Origin of the sequence: uncultured Martelella sp., assembly GCF_963677965.2 — a bacterium.
GTDB classification, from domain to species: domain Bacteria; phylum Pseudomonadota; class Alphaproteobacteria; order Rhizobiales; family Rhizobiaceae; genus Martelella; species Martelella mangrovi.
Window position 1 is genome coordinate 1,378,497 of record NZ_CAXXFM010000001.1, and the last position, 13,957, is coordinate 1,392,453.

Below are 13,957 nucleotides of genomic sequence, written 5' to 3' on the forward strand. Positions count from 1 at the left end.
GTGCTAGGGGATAGCCAAGTCCGGATTCCGGCAGCCGCCTTTGACAGCGTCAGGCGCGTGACCGAAGACGGAAAAAGAACAAGTTGGAACCGTACAGAAATCCCTTTTCGCAAGGGGGAGCAGCCGGTTCCGGGAGGACGGAATGTTTCGTGAGCGCCTTGAGGCCTTGCCCGATATTTTTGCGCAGTTCGCGCCGGCCTGGCCCTATGCCGACCGCGACAAATGGTCATCCCTGCCCCAAGACTATGCGGCCCGACTGACGAAATCCGCCGAAACCTGCGCGGCGGAATGGCCGGTCCTCACGGCAAGCGGATACCGCGCGTTTTCCCTGAGCGGCGACCGCATCGGCTACGAGACCCCCTATATGCGGCGCCGCCGCATGCTGAATGCGCTGGCGCTTGGCGAATGCGTTGCTGGTGACGGGCGCTACCTCGACCGCATCATCGACGGCGCAATGCTGATTGCCGAGGAAAGCGGCTGGCAGCTGCCCGCACACAATGTCTATATCCGCGACGCGAAGGCGCTGCCGCTGCCGGACCCGCGCCGCCCTGTAGTCGACCTGTTCGCCGCCGAAACCGGGGCCCAGCTGGCCGTGCTTGCCGCCCTGTTCGAAACGGAGCTGGATGCGGTCACGCCGATGATCGTCGCCCGGCTTGATCACGAGATCAGCCACCGCATCATCAGGCCCTATCTGGAAGAGCATTTCTGGTGGATGGGCCGCGGCGGCGAGCCGATGAACAACTGGACGGCCTGGTGCACCCAGAATGTTCTGCTTGCCGCGTTCTCCCGCCCTTTCGACCAAAAGACGCGCCGAAGCGTCGTCGAAAAGGCCGCGGCCAGCCTCGATTTTTTCCTGAAGGGTTACGGCGAGGACGGCGCCTGTGAGGAGGGCGTGCTCTACTACCGGCATGCCGGGCTCTGCCTGTTCAACGCCCTGAATATCCTCGCGACGGTCGCGCCCGATGCCTTTGCGCCGCTGTGGCAGGCGCAAAAGATCCGCAACATCGCTGAGTTCATTCCGCATATGCATGTTGCCGGCGATCGCTATTTCAACTTCGCCGACTCATCCGCCCGGGCCGGCTTTTCCGGCGCGCGCGAATATCTCTTCGGCAAGGCCGTCAGCTCAACACTTCTGACCGATTTCGCCGCCGCCGACTGGAAAGAATCGCCCGCCCCCGACGAGCCGGAAGAAATCAACCTGTTCTACCGCCTGCAAGGCGCAATGACAGCCGGCGACCTTGCCGCCCACACGGTCCCGCGGCCAACTGCCAGCGACCGTTTTTTCCCGAGCATCGGCCTGATGACAGCACGCGACGCGCGCTTTGCGCTCGCCGTCAAGGCCGGCGACAATGGCGACAGCCATAACCACAACGACACCGGCAGTTTCACGCTTTACAGGGACGGCAAGCCGTTCCTCATCGATGTCGGCGTGGAAAACTATACAGCCAAAACCTTCTCTCCCCGCCGCTACGAAATCTGGACCATGCAGTCCGCGTTTCACAATCTGCCGAGCTTCGACGGCATCATGCAGCAGGACGGCGAAGCCTTCGCGGCAAGCGATGTGGCCGTTTCGCTTGAAGACGACCACGCCTGCATCTCGATGGACATCGCCGGCGCCTATCCGGCCAAAGCGGGCGTCAGGCGCTACCACCGGAAAGTGTCCTTCACCAAGGGGAAAGGCATTGAAATAACAGATACATATCATGGTGACCGGCAGGCCACGCTATCGCTGATGGTCGCTGAGCGCCCTGAGGCGACGGCGGAACGGATCACCCTTCCCTGCCTTGGCGAGATCGCCGTCGAAGGCGGCGGCAGGCCGCAGGTCGAGGCAATCGCGATTACCGACCAGCGCCTCAGGGCCGCCTGGCCCGACACACTCTATCGCATCCTTATTCCCCTGAACGGCGAAACGCTCAGGCTGACAATCAATTGACGGAGACCCCCATGGAGATCACACTTTCCGTTCTCGACAAGACCGGACAGGTGCGCGCCCGCAAGACCGGCACGACGGCCGTTTCGCTGTTTTATCGACAGGCCTATGAAGCCGGCGACCGGATTACCGTCGAGACCGACAGTCCGGACGTGTTCGTGACGCTGAATATCGACAATGCGCTGGCGCCGGCCATTGTTCTGCTGAAACAGCGCAGTTTCAGCTTTCCCGTGCCCTTCGGCGATGCAAAGACCGTTTATGCGCCGACAGCCTTTTCAGGCGACAGCCACCGAATTTCAGCCCATGTCACCGGCGAAGACGCGCTTTCCGGCACCCGCAATATTGCCCTCAACCCGACAGATCATCACGGCAACGAAACCGCCTATCCGCACGCCTTTGCCAGCGTCGAGACCCGCGGCGAGGCGGCCTTTGCCGCCCGCAATGCCATCGACGGCGAGATCGCCAGCGACGACCACGGCTTCTGGCCCTATACAAGCTGGGGCATCAACCGCGACCCGGACGCGACCATGACCGTCGATTTCGGCCGCAGGGTCATCGCTCATTCCGTCGTGCTTTATACCCGCGCCGACTTCCCACATGACGCCTGGTGGACCGCGGCCCGCCTGACCTTCAGCGACGGCCACAGCATCGACATCCCGCTTGAAAAAACCGGGGTCGGCCAGCGCTTCACCTTTCCCGAACGCGAGACCGAATGGGTGCGGCTTGAAAAACTCATCAAGGCAGACGACCCCTCGCCGTTTCCGGCATTGACCCAGATCGAGGTCTGGGGTCGCGAAACCTGACTTCAGCGCTCCACTCATCTCCTTTATAAACAATGTTATATTGCATTTCGGTTCAACTTATCATACAATTTTTGGCACTGAATCGAACATGACTGTCCGTCGACCCTGCTTTCGCAGTGAAAAGCCCGCTGTGCTGAGGACGGATCTCGAAGGGGATGAATTTTGACCACGCAAACCGCCGCCCGCAACGGAACCCTGGTCTACAAGGTCAGCGAGGCACTGCGGAAAGCCATTCTGGACGGTGAGTTTCTGCCCGGAGAGAAACTGCCGAGCGAGGCGCGCCTGACCCAGGAGCACGGCGTTTCCCGCACGGTGGTGCGCGAGGCGGTGGCGGCCTTGAGGTCCGACGGTCTGGTCGAGCCGCGTCAGGGCGCCGGCGTCTTCGTGCTCGATCCGATCGCCTTTGCATTCAGGAAAACCAAGCCGACAGTCGATTCCGACCGGATCTATACCTCTCTCGAGATTCTCGAAGCCCGCACACCGCTTGAAATCGAGGCGGCCGGTCTTGCGGCCCTCAGGCGCTCCCCCGCCCAGGAGGAAGAGATTTTCGAGCGCCATGCCGCCGGCATTGCCGGGCGCAATGACGGCAAGGCCTGGAGCGATGCCGATATCGGCCTGCATCTGGCCATCGCCAAGGCCACCAACAACCCGCTTTTTGCGACATTTCTTGAAATGCAGGGCACATCGATCATCCCCCAGACCGGCCAGATCGATACCGACGAGGGCGGCGAAATCGCCTATCGCAGCCTGCTGATCAAGGAACATGAGCGCATCGTCTTCGCCATTTCCAACGGCGATGAACAGGGCGCGCGCGATGCCATGCGCGAACACCTGAAAGGCAGCCTCGAGCGCTATCGCAGTCTTTTGCGTGAGGAACGGGTGCGCCACATGGCCCGCCTGCAGCAGGACAGCGAAAACTGAACAGCCCGCCCGACAACATCCCCAAGGCAAGCGCGGGAACCGGAACACCGGCTCCAGCAAAAATGCGCTCAGTCCTGCAGTTTCACGCCATTTTCGGCGCAAAACGCCTTGACCGTGTCCGGCAGTGAAACCGGCGGCAGCGTGTCCACACGCTTCGTCACGCCGTAAACAGCTGTGGCGATGAAGTGCTCGCCTGCCGGCAGTTCGCCGAAGAGGCGCGGAAACAGCGTTCTCGGAAACCGGATATTGGTGTTGGGGGCCGCACGGATAATCTCGCCGGCCCGCTCGCCGGAAAGGTCGACAATCGCCGTCGTGTGGGTCGGCGTGGCGACACAGGCGCGCCCGGTGACTGCGGAAAGCCCGTTGGCAAAGCCCGGCTTGCTTTCGCCGGTGCGGTCGACGGAAAACCCGCTTTCACTGACAAACAGCCGGTCCTTCGTATCGATACGATGGAGGCGCACATGCCAGCCCTCGCCGGCAAAATCCAGCCAGGTTTCAATCCTGAGCCGGTCATCCGGCTGCCAGACGCCCCAGACCATGCCCCGGTCAGCCCCCTCTTCGGTAATCACCGCACGGGAGAGATAGGTCCGGCCGTCACGCGAGATGGCAATGCCGCTGTCGACCGCGCTGCAGTCGGGACGGTCCGGCGAGGTAACATCGCACTGCACCGAAAAGCCGAAAGCCGATGAATAAGCGAAACGGGCATATTTGGCATCATGAAGGCGATGTTCACGTCCATCCTGGCCGCCGGTCAGCATCACCGCATCACCGGGCGCACGGCGGAGCGCAAAACCGGCCGCCGGCGCGAACACGCGACCGCTCGGCAGCGCTTCCGGCGCCTCTTCCTCCGCCACCCAGAACGGATGGTTGTCATCAAGCGCGAGTACGAGGAAAATCTTCAAGCCCCAGTAGGGCGAGCCGGGCGCATTATAGGATTCCGACATCAGCAGGTTCGGATAGGCATAGCCGATGGTGAGCACGCCATCCCGATCAGCTATCGGCATTTGCGACCACCACCGCAGATGCCGCAGAAGCAGACCCTTCACCCGCCCCCAGGGCAGCACCTCTTCATCCGCAAAGGCGCAGGCCGCCCAGAACGCGCCCTCGGCAAAGCGATAGGTCAGCGAGCGTCCATAGGGCACGGCCGCACCGTCATCGGCAAACCAATGCTGGAAATCCTGCGCGAAAAGCCGGGCGCGCTCCCGGTAACGTTCGGCATAGTCGGGAAAGATGTCGCCGGCGCATTTGGCGATCACCAGACCGTAGAAATGCAGCGCCATCGGCAGGTAGTAGTCGCGATGGCCCCATTTGCCGTCACGGTAATAGCCGTCGCCGAGATAATAGGTCTCGATGCGCTCAAGCGCAGCGCGCACGGCCTCCTCAGACCATTGCCGCCCGACATTCCTGAGGCCGAGATTGACCAGAACGCGGAAGAACAGCCAGTTATTGTCCGGCACGTCGCGTTCGTTGATCTTCAAAAGCCAGCGCTCGGCCTTGTCCTTTGCAGGTTCCGACATCGGCCGCCAGAAGCTTTCCGGCGCCAGCAGAAGCGCCAACGCAATACCGGCCGTCTCGACCAGACGCTGGTCGAAATCGCCGGGCTCGCCCCAGAATTCCTCGTGATTGGCATCCATGCCGTGCGAAAAACCTTCGACGAAACGCCGGCAATCTTCAAAACTGTAGCCGCCGGCCACCAGCGGGACGATGCCCCAGAGCGGCCGGACGAAGGCTTCCATCTCGGCGGCGTCATCATCGTAATGGGCCGATCCCGCCGAAAGCCGCAGGCGTGCATTGCCGGGCGAATACCAGGGGGCGAGCGGCGCATAAAACCCCGCCATCACGGCCTGCATATCGGCCCTGGTCTTCAGCGGATTGTTGGCCATGGGATTACAGTCGGCCATTCGCCGCACCAGCGCCTGATAATCCCACGAAGAAAATGACCGTCCGGAAATCATGCCGCAGGAACTCCTCATCTCTATACTGGCTGATCCAGGCCGCACAACTATCGCGATGCGGCACAGATTGAAAGATCAGCACATAATGTAAACCAGACCGAACTGTTCAAGAAGAGCAAAACACACCGAAAATATTGTGGTTTGGCACTTTCCTGAACCATAATCGGAATTATGCATCCTCCACGATAACCAACTTGCCTATCGTAAGAAAACACTAACTTAGCAAGTTTTTGCAACTGATTTGCAATAGCGTTGACATTCATCTCTGGCGCCGCCATACTTGCAACTCATTCGCAACTGCAGCGCTCCGATCTGTCAACCGATGAGGCCCCATGCATCTCAATGTCATCCTTGCAGGCACCGTGCTCGCCGCCTTGCCGCTTGTCGCTTCCGCGGCAGACAAACCCAAAATCGTGACGACATTTACGGTGATCGCCGACATGGCGCAGAATATTGCCGGTGACCATGCAGATGTCGTATCCATCACCAAGCCGGGCGCGGAAATCCACGGTTACGCCCCCACGCCGCGCGACATTCTGCGGGCACGCGATGGCGACATCATCCTGTCCAACGGACTGAACCTTGAACGCTGGTTTGAAAAGTTCCTCCGCAATATCGGTGATGTTCCCAATGTCGTGGTTTCCGACGGCATTGACCCCATCGATATTTCGAGCGGCGAATATGAGGGCAGGCCCAACCCGCACGCATGGATGTCGCCCGACAGCGCCACGATCTACGTTGAAAATATTCGCGACGCGCTGATCTCGATCGACCCGGACAATGCCGGCGACTACACCGCCAATGCCGCTGCCTATGGCGAACAGATTGCCGCCGAACTGGCGCCGATGCGCGAAATGCTTGCCGATATTCCCGAAGAACGCCGCTGGCTGGTGACAAGCGAGGGGGCCTTCTCTTATCTTGCCCGCGATCTCGATCTGAAGGAACTCTATCTCTGGCCGGTCAATGCGGACCAGCAGGGCACACCGCAGCAAATACGCCACGTGATCGACACCATGCGCGCGAACGATATCGATGTTATCTTTTCCGAAAGCACGGTCTCCGACAAGCCGGCGCGGCAGATCGCACGGGAGACCGGCGCGACCTATGGCGGCGTTCTTTATGTCGACAGTCTGAGCGAACCGGACGGGCCGGTTCCGACCTATCTCGATCTTCTCGCTGTCACCACCGGCACCGTTGCCGAAGGACTGAGCAATGCCACACCGCAATGAGGCCGGCTCCGGCCTTGTCGTTCGCGACGTAACCGTAACCTATCGCAACGGCCATACGGCACTTGTCGATGCGGGTTTCGAAATTCCGCGCGGCACCATAACCGCCCTTGTCGGCGTCAACGGCGCCGGTAAGTCGACGCTGTTCAAGGCGATCATGGGCTTTGCACCGCTGGCAAAGGGCACGGTCGAGATACTGGGCCTGCCCGCCCGCACCGCGCTGAAGAAAAACCTTGTGGCCTATGTTCCCCAGGCGGAAGAGGTTGACTGGAACTTTCCGGTTCTGGTCCGCGATGTGGTGATGATGGGCCGTTACGGCCATATGAACTGGCTGCGCCACCCCACGCGCCGCGACCATGCCATGGTCGATGCCGCGCTGGAGCGCGTCAACATGACAGCCTTTGCCGAACGCCAGATCGGCGAGCTTTCCGGCGGCCAGCGCAAGCGCGTGTTTCTGGCGCGGGCACTGGCGCAGGAGGGACAGATCATCCTTCTGGACGAGCCCTTCACCGGCGTCGACGTCAAAACCGAAGAGCAGATCATCGCCCTTCTCGGCGATCTGCGCGACGAGGGTCGGGTGATGCTGGTCTCGACCCACAATCTCGGCTCGGTGCCCGCATTCTGCGACCGCACGGTTCTGGTCAAGGGCACGGTGGTCGCCTATGGACCGACGGAAACGACCTTTACCGAAAAAAATCTGGAGAAGGTCTTTGGCGGCGTGCTGCGCCATTTCATTCTGGAAGGCACGGAACTGCATGCGGATGCCGATGCCGACACGAGGCGGCTGAAGGTGATCACCGACGACGAGCGCCCCTTCGTGATGTATGGCGAACACGGCACCTCGACGGCCCCGCCAGCCAAGCCGGAGGGTGGCGATGCTTGAACGCCTGATCGAGCCGCTGACCTATGGTTACATGCTGAACGCAATCTGGGTCAGCGCACTGGTCGGCGGCGTCTGCGGTTTTCTCTCCGCCTATCTGATGCTGAAGGGCTGGTCGCTGATCGGCGATGCACTGTCCCATTCCATCGTCCCCGGCGTTGCCGGCGCCTATATGCTCGGCCTGCCGTTTTCGCTCGGCGCGTTCGTGGCAGGCGGGCTTGCGGCCGGCGCCATGCTGTTCTTCAACCGCAAGACCAAGCTGAAGGAAGATGCCATCATCGGCCTGATCTTCACCGGTTTCTTCGGCCTTGGCCTGTTCATGGCCTCGGTCTCGTCGATCCCGATCGACATCCAGACAATCATCATGGGCAATGTTCTGGCGATCACCCGCTCCGACACGATCCAGCTTGTCATCATCGGCGGGCTGAGCCTGCTGATCCTCTCCGTCAAATGGAAAGATTTGATGGTGGTGTTCTTCGATGAAAACCATGCCCGTTCCATCGGTATCAATGCCGACCGGATGAAACTGCTGTTCTTCACCCTGCTGGCCGCCTCCACCGTGGCTGCCCTGCAGACGGTCGGCGCCTTTCTGGTAATCGCGCTCGTGGTCACGCCGGGAGCAACCGCCTATCTTCTGACCGACCGGTTTCCGCGCCTCGTTGCGCTTGCCGCCGCAATCGGCGCTGTGACCTCGCTTGTCGGCGCCTATGTTTCCTACTTCATGGATGGCGCGACTGGCGGCATCATCATCGTGCTGCAGACGCTGCTGTTTCTTGCCGCCTTCCTGTTTGCTCCCAAGCATGGCCTGCTTGCCGCCAGACGACGTGCCCGCCAGGCACTGCGGGAGGCGGCACAATGAGCGGCTTTGTGGAACTCGCACTGTTTCCCTTTCAGCTCGATTTCATGCTGCGGGCCTTTGCAATCACGCTTCTGGTCGCAATCCCGATGGCGCTCCTGTCCTGCCTTCTGGTGCTCAAGGGCTGGTCGCTGATGGGCGACGCGGTTTCCCATGCCGTCCTTCCGGGCGTGGTGCTGGCCTACATGATCGGCCTGCCGCTCGGCATCGGCGCCTTCGTGGCGGGCATGGTCTGTGCGCTTTCGACCGGTTTTCTCACCGAAAACAGCCGGGTGAAGGAAGATACGATCCTCGGCATTGTGTTTTCCGGCATGTTCGGACTTGGCATGGTGCTTTATGTGAAGGTCCATTCGGCCGTCCATCTCGACCATATCCTTTTCGGCGACATGCTCGGCATCACACCGGCCGATCTGCTGGAAGCCGGCCTGATCGCAATCGCGGCAACGGGTTTCCTCGTCATCTGGCGCAAGGACCTGCTGTTGCAGGCCTTCGATCCCCAGCACGCACGCGCCATCGGCCTGCCGACCCGGTTCCTGCACTATGGGCTTTTGACTGTGCTGTCCCTGACGGTTGTGGCCGCCCTCAAGGCCGTCGGCATCATTCTGTCGGTCGGGCTGCTGGTCGCGCCGGGAGCGATCGCCTTCCTGTGGTCGCGCCGGTTTTCCGTCATGCTGCTGGTCGCCCTTGCCGTCGCGCTCGGCTCATCGTTTCTGGGGATCTATGCGAGCTTCTACATCGACAGCGCCCCGGCCCCGACCATCGTTCTGGTGATGACCCTGGTGTTTGTCGCAAGTTTTGTCCGAACGGTCTGGGTGACGCGCCGCGCTGTTCAGCCCTCGACATTCCAGTAGAGCGGGAATTTGGGATCGAAAATGGTAACCGGGCCCGCGCCGGTCTCGCGCTTTTTCGGATAGGTAACCGGTTCGTCGCGCCTGACCAGCGTGATCGTGTCCACGTTCGGCGAAAGCCCGTACCAGGCCGGACCGTTCAGCGAAGTAAACGCTTCGAGGTTTTCAAGCGCATCTTCGTTTTCGAACACATGGGCAAGGCAGCTCATCGTGTTGGGCGCGGTGTAGATGCCGGCGCAGCCGCAGCCGCATTCCTTGGCCGGGTCGACATGCGGCGCAGAATCCGTTCCGAGGAAGAAGCGGGGATTACCGGAGGTCGCGGCCGCGACCAGCGTCTTGCGGTGTTCCTCCCGTTTGGCGACCGGCAGGCAGAAATAATGCGGGCGGATACCGCCCACCAGAATATCGTTGCGATTGATGATCAGGTGATGGGTGGTTATCGAGCCTGCCAGATTGCGCTCGGCCCCGGCAATATAATCGATCCCATCCTTCGTCGTCACATGTTCCATGGTGACCTTCAGCTCCGGCAGGCGTTTGCGCAGCGGATCGAGAACGGTTTCGATGAACACGGCCTCGCGGTCGAAAATATCGACATCTGCGGCCGTAACCTCGCCATGGACGCAAAGATTGAGCCCGATCTCGGCCATCTTCTCCAGCACTGGCATGGCATTGTCGAAATTGCGCACGCCGCTTGCCGAATTGGTGGTGGCGCCTGCCGGATAGAGTTTTACCGCCGTGATCAACCCGCTTTCATAGGCACGCGCCACATCGTCCGGGTCCGTGGTTTCGGTGAGATAGAGCGTCATCAGCGGCGTGAAGGACGCCCCGGCGGGCAATGCCGCCATGATCCTGTCCCGGTAGGCGGTCGCATCGGCGGAGGTCACAACCGGCGGCACCAAATTGGGCATGATGATCGCCCGTGCGAAATGCCGCGCCGTATCGCCGATCACGCCTTCCATCATAGCGCCATCGCGCAAATGCAGATGCCAGTCGTCGGGGCGGCGGATGGTCAGGCTTTTCATCATTTCACTCCATGAAATCGGCTCTTTCCGGCAATAGAGCGTTTGCACGCAGAAGAAAAGGTTTGGCAGGCGCAGAGCGCGCCGCCGCACCAAAATGACGGCTCAAGACATGCATTAACGCATGGCACGCATGACAAAAACGCAAGACTTACTGCAAAAAACCCATTGTTCGAACTTTCTTCCACCCCCTACATTGGGACAACCAACCGCAAAGAACACAGGGAGGCGACACAGTGACGCGACAGAGGATCGACATCAACTGCGATATGGGCGAAAGCTTCGGCGCCTGGGAAAAGGGCGAGGACGCGGCAATGCTGAAGATCGTCTCGTCGGCCAACGTGGCCTGCGGCTTTCACGCAGGCGATCCGGATATCATGGCCAAGACCTTCGCGCTTGCCCGCGATCGCAATGTCGCCGTCGGCGCCCATCCCGGCTTTCCCGACCTGATGGGGTTCGGCCGCCGCCATATTCCCTTTTCGGTGGGCGAGATCGAACGGCTTGTCGCCTACCAGATCGGCGCCGCCCAGGCGGTGTCGCAATATGTCGGCCACCCGATCACCCATGTGAAGGCGCACGGCGCGCTGGGCAACCTCGCCCAGCAGGACGAAGCCGTGGCCCGGGCCATTTGCAACGCCATCAAGGCCGTCGACTCATCCCTGATCTGTTTGGCAATCGCGCTCGGCCAGCAGCATCGCATTGCCGAGGAAATGGACCTCACCGTGGTTTCGGAAATCTTCGCCGACCGCGCCTATACCGATGAAGGCATTCTGGTGCCGCGCGGCATGAAGGGCGCGGTGGTCCGCGATCCCGATGTTGCCGCCTGGCGGGTGGTCGAGATGGTCAGCGAAGGTGCAATCATCACGGTTTCCGGCAAGCGGCTTGAAACCCCCATGGGCTCGATCTGCGTGCATGGCGACACACCGGAAGCGCTGCAAATCGCCCAGGCGGTGCGCAATGGGCTGGAAAAACAGGGCTTTGCCATTGCAAACTTCATTCACTAGGCTTTATCAACAGCCGGAGCACTTCTTCCGGCTGAACGTTTCCGCCTTGACCTTTCGAGAAAAAATCGTATATACGAAACCATGAAGATTATTTCCGAAAACATGGTCGAATCCGCTGACGAGGCCTGCGAGCTTTTGAAGGCGCTGGGCAATCGTCACCGGCTGCTCATCCTGTGCCAGCTGATCGACGGCGAGCGATCGGTCGGCGAGCTTGCCGAATTTCTCGGCATCCGGGATTCCACCGTTTCCCAGCATCTGGCCCTGCTGCGCCGTGAAAAGCTGATCGCCGGGCGCCGCGACGGGCAGACGATCTGGTATCGGATCGAAAGCGAACCGGCGCGGCAGATTCTGACCACGCTCTACGATTCCTACTGTGTGGACAAGTCCGAACAGCCCGCCTGACGCCCGCCTTCCCGATCCTGACGGGCACGCGCCCGAAAACCCGTGACCCGCCAATGACCGCCGACAGCCCGGACACCGCCCGCCGCAATATCCGTATCCTGACCCTGTCGCAGGCCGTTGGCGGCGCCGCGCCGCCCATCATCATTTCGCTTGGCGGCATTGTCGGCAAGCTGCTTTCCCCCGATCCCGCATTCGCGACCATGCCCGTCAGTCTCTACAATCTGGGCCTGGCTGTGGGCACGCTGCCTGCCGCCTGGGTCATGCGCCGTGTCGGGCGCCGGCAGGGATATATTTTCGGCGCGCTGATCGGCATTGGCGGCGGGCTGGTTGCCGCAACCGGCATTGCGGCCGCCACTTTCCTGATCTTCTGCCTGGGCACGGTGCTGGTCGGGTTTTACGGCTCCTATCTGCAGAGCTTCCGTTTTGCCGCCACCGACTCGGTTTCCGGCGACATGCGGGCGGTGGCGATTTCACGGGTGATGATCGGCGGACTGGTCGCGGCCATTATCGGGCCGCAGGTGGTTATCTGGACAAGTAATGCCATTCCCGGCCTGCCCTATGTCGCCAGTTTCATCAGCCTGTCCTGCCTTGCCCTGCTGACGCTTCTTCTGGTTTCGCGCCTTGAAATTCCGCGCCCGGACAGGACCGCTTCGGTCGACCTTTCCGGTGGACGGCCGCTTGGTGAAATCGCGCGCTCCCCGCGTTTCATCCTTGCCGCCGGCACCGGCGTGGTTTCCTACGCGCTGATGGCCTTCATCATGACCGCAACCCCGTTGGCCATGGTCGCCTGCGGCCACACGGTCGGCGAGGCCACACTCGGCATCCAGTGGCATGTGCTGGCCATGTTCGGGCCGAGCTTTTTCACCGGAAAGCTGATCGCCCGCTTTGGCAAGGAACGGATTGCCGCCACTGGCCTGTTGCTGATCGCCGCCAGCGCCGCAATCGCGCTTTCGGGCCTCGGCCTCACCCATTTCTGGCTTGCCCTCATCCTGCTCGGCGTGGGCTGGAATTTCGGCTTCATCGGCGCGACGGCGATGATTACCGATTGCCATACGCCGGAAGAACGCGGCAAGGTGCAGGGCCTGAACGACTTTCTGGTGTTCGGATCGGTGGCCTCCGCATCCTTTCTTGCCGGCGCTCTGGTCAACACGGAAAACGGCTGGAGCCTGATGAACTGGTTGGTATTTCCTGCCATTCTGGTCGTCCTTGTGCCGCTCGTTTTCGGCCGCGTCTTCGGCTCCTCCCACGCCTGACCGGCCCACAGGGCTCTTTGTTCACTGGACTCAATTCCGGTTAATTCCACAGTACGTGAATTTTCAGAGTACAACCGGCAGGCGTATTCTGCTTTTTTCGGCCTGCATGACATAAATCAAATTGCCTGACGCCCCTCTCGGCTAAACCCGTTGAAACAGAAGGGGGTTCAGTTGCGCATTTCGATGGCCGGCAAGGACAGGCTTGCACGATATCAGATATCGCGATACACAGTTTTCAGAAAAAACTGAAAATACAGCCGAAACAGGAATGCCGATGACAATGTCGCCCATCGTTCAGGATTTTGTCCTTCATTTCGGAGAGATGGGAAGCCGTTGGGGCATTAACCGTTCGGTGGGTCAGATCTACGCGCTGCTCTACGCATCACGCGATCCGCTCTGCGCAGACGACATGGTGGAGGACCTGAAGATTTCGCGGTCCAATGTCGCCGCCGGCCTGAAGGAACTGCAGTCCTGGGGACTGGTGCTGCTGAAGCACAAGCCGGGCGACCGGCGCGATTATTACACGACGCCGGAGGATGTCTGGTCGATCCTGCGCACGCTGGCGGAAGAGCGCAAGAAACGGGAAGTCGACCCGACGCTGGCGCTGCTTGCAGAGGTTTCCACACGCACACCGCGTGACGAGGATGAACAATATGCCCAGAGACGGATGGGCGAAATGCACGACCTGATCGAAAGGCTCTCGTCCTGGTACGACGATGTGAAGGGCCTGGAGACAGACAGGCTTTTGATGCTGCTCGGCATGGGAGCGCGGGTGACGCGGTTTCTCGAGACGGCAGACAAGGTGACATCGCTCGGCCGCAAGACCGGCCGCGATCAGGGTGAAAAGGTTGGTGGGTAAG

13 protein-coding genes are annotated in these 13,957 nt (G+C 60.9%); 11 read left to right on the forward strand and 2 right to left on the reverse strand.

The genetic code is table 11. From position 1 onward, the window contains the following. The first annotated feature begins 142 nt into the window (after nucleotides 1-142). From ACHZCU_RS06575 to ACHZCU_RS06585, 3 genes are all read left to right on the forward strand, one after another. Entirely contained in the window at nucleotides 143-1,933 is a 1,791-nt protein-coding gene (locus ACHZCU_RS06575) for a heparinase II/III family protein (protein ID WP_319518135.1), read from the forward strand. Nucleotides 1,934-1,944: 11 nt separating this feature from the next. Beyond that, on the forward strand, nucleotides 1,945-2,733 hold the full coding sequence (locus ACHZCU_RS06580) for a carbohydrate-binding protein (protein ID WP_319518136.1): 789 nt from the start codon (nucleotides 1,945-1,947) through the stop codon (nucleotides 2,731-2,733). Nucleotides 2,734-2,895: 162 nt separating this feature from the next. Further along, complete coding sequence (locus tag ACHZCU_RS06585) at nucleotides 2,896-3,654, forward strand: FadR/GntR family transcriptional regulator (protein ID WP_319518137.1); 759 nt, start codon at nucleotides 2,896-2,898, stop codon at nucleotides 3,652-3,654. Nucleotides 3,655-3,722: 68 nt separating this feature from the next. On the opposite strand, the gene ACHZCU_RS06590 is transcribed toward ACHZCU_RS06585, so the two are convergent. After that, nucleotides 3,723-5,609 (reverse strand): DUF2264 domain-containing protein, encoded by a 1,887-nt coding sequence (locus tag ACHZCU_RS06590; protein WP_319518138.1) that lies wholly within the window; start codon nucleotides 5,607-5,609, stop codon nucleotides 3,723-3,725. A gap of 332 nt (nucleotides 5,610-5,941) precedes the next feature. Between ACHZCU_RS06590 and ACHZCU_RS06595 the strand changes: the two genes are divergently transcribed. From ACHZCU_RS06595 to ACHZCU_RS06610, 4 genes are read left to right on the forward strand one after another with little or no spacing between them, the layout of a single operon-like run. Then, the gene (locus ACHZCU_RS06595) at nucleotides 5,942-6,838 is read left to right on the forward strand and encodes a metal ABC transporter substrate-binding protein (RefSeq protein WP_319518139.1); all 897 of its coding nucleotides are present in this window, start codon (nucleotides 5,942-5,944) and stop codon (nucleotides 6,836-6,838) included. After that, entirely contained in the window at nucleotides 6,822-7,718 is an 897-nt protein-coding gene (locus ACHZCU_RS06600) for a manganese/iron ABC transporter ATP-binding protein (RefSeq protein ID WP_319518140.1), read from the forward strand. The genes ACHZCU_RS06595 and ACHZCU_RS06600 overlap by 17 nt, the downstream gene beginning before the upstream one ends. Further along, nucleotides 7,711-8,574 (forward strand): metal ABC transporter permease, encoded by an 864-nt coding sequence (locus tag ACHZCU_RS06605; RefSeq protein ID WP_319518141.1) that lies wholly within the window; start codon nucleotides 7,711-7,713, stop codon nucleotides 8,572-8,574. Before ACHZCU_RS06600 ends, ACHZCU_RS06605 begins: the two co-directional genes overlap by 8 nt. Further along, entirely contained in the window at nucleotides 8,571-9,422 is an 852-nt protein-coding gene (locus tag ACHZCU_RS06610) for a metal ABC transporter permease (RefSeq protein WP_319518142.1), read from the forward strand. Before ACHZCU_RS06605 ends, ACHZCU_RS06610 begins: the two co-directional genes overlap by 4 nt. Here ACHZCU_RS06610 and pyrC read toward each other — a convergent pair. Next, a complete protein-coding gene (gene pyrC / locus ACHZCU_RS06615) occupies nucleotides 9,401-10,441 on the reverse strand; it encodes a dihydroorotase (RefSeq protein ID WP_319518143.1) in 1,041 nt (346 codons plus the stop codon). The two genes, ACHZCU_RS06610 and pyrC, sit on opposite strands and share 22 nt — an antisense overlap. 233 nt (nucleotides 10,442-10,674) lie before the next feature. Between pyrC and ACHZCU_RS06620 the strand changes: the two genes are divergently transcribed. The 4 genes from ACHZCU_RS06620 to ACHZCU_RS06635 all read left to right on the forward strand — a co-directional run bounded on the left by ACHZCU_RS06620 (nucleotide 10,675) and on the right by ACHZCU_RS06635 (nucleotide 13,956). After that, entirely contained in the window at nucleotides 10,675-11,442 is a 768-nt protein-coding gene (locus ACHZCU_RS06620) for a LamB/YcsF family protein (protein WP_106307899.1), read from the forward strand. A gap of 81 nt (nucleotides 11,443-11,523) precedes the next feature. Then, entirely contained in the window at nucleotides 11,524-11,844 is a 321-nt protein-coding gene (locus ACHZCU_RS06625; protein WP_106307902.1) for a helix-turn-helix transcriptional regulator, read from the forward strand. A gap of 53 nt (nucleotides 11,845-11,897) precedes the next feature. Further along, a complete protein-coding gene (locus ACHZCU_RS06630) occupies nucleotides 11,898-13,097 on the forward strand; it encodes an MFS transporter (protein WP_319518144.1) in 1,200 nt (399 codons plus the stop codon). Between the two features lie 274 nt (nucleotides 13,098-13,371). After that, entirely contained in the window at nucleotides 13,372-13,956 is a 585-nt protein-coding gene (locus ACHZCU_RS06635) for a GbsR/MarR family transcriptional regulator (protein ID WP_181190784.1), read from the forward strand. Nucleotide 13,957 lies beyond the last annotated feature (1 nt).

Coding starts and splice junctions, on each gene's coding strand:
- ACHZCU_RS06600 (WP_319518140.1), top strand. CDS start 6,822: ATGCCACACCGCAATGAGGCCGGCTCCGGCCTTGTCGTTCGCGACGTA.
- pyrC (WP_319518143.1), bottom strand. CDS start 10,441: ATGAAAAGCCTGACCATCCGCCGCCCCGACGACTGGCATCTGCATTTG.
- ACHZCU_RS06580 (WP_319518136.1), top strand. CDS start 1,945: ATGGAGATCACACTTTCCGTTCTCGACAAGACCGGACAGGTGCGCGCC.
- ACHZCU_RS06590 (WP_319518138.1), bottom strand. CDS start 5,609: ATGATTTCCGGACGGTCATTTTCTTCGTGGGATTATCAGGCGCTGGTG.
- ACHZCU_RS06605 (WP_319518141.1), top strand. CDS start 7,711: ATGCTTGAACGCCTGATCGAGCCGCTGACCTATGGTTACATGCTGAAC.
- ACHZCU_RS06595 (WP_319518139.1), top strand. CDS start 5,942: ATGCATCTCAATGTCATCCTTGCAGGCACCGTGCTCGCCGCCTTGCCG.
- ACHZCU_RS06635 (WP_181190784.1), top strand. CDS start 13,372: ATGACAATGTCGCCCATCGTTCAGGATTTTGTCCTTCATTTCGGAGAG.
- ACHZCU_RS06630 (WP_319518144.1), top strand. CDS start 11,898: ATGACCGCCGACAGCCCGGACACCGCCCGCCGCAATATCCGTATCCTG.
- ACHZCU_RS06625 (WP_106307902.1), top strand. CDS start 11,524: ATGAAGATTATTTCCGAAAACATGGTCGAATCCGCTGACGAGGCCTGC.
- ACHZCU_RS06610 (WP_319518142.1), top strand. CDS start 8,571: ATGAGCGGCTTTGTGGAACTCGCACTGTTTCCCTTTCAGCTCGATTTC.
- ACHZCU_RS06575 (WP_319518135.1), top strand. CDS start 143: ATGTTTCGTGAGCGCCTTGAGGCCTTGCCCGATATTTTTGCGCAGTTC.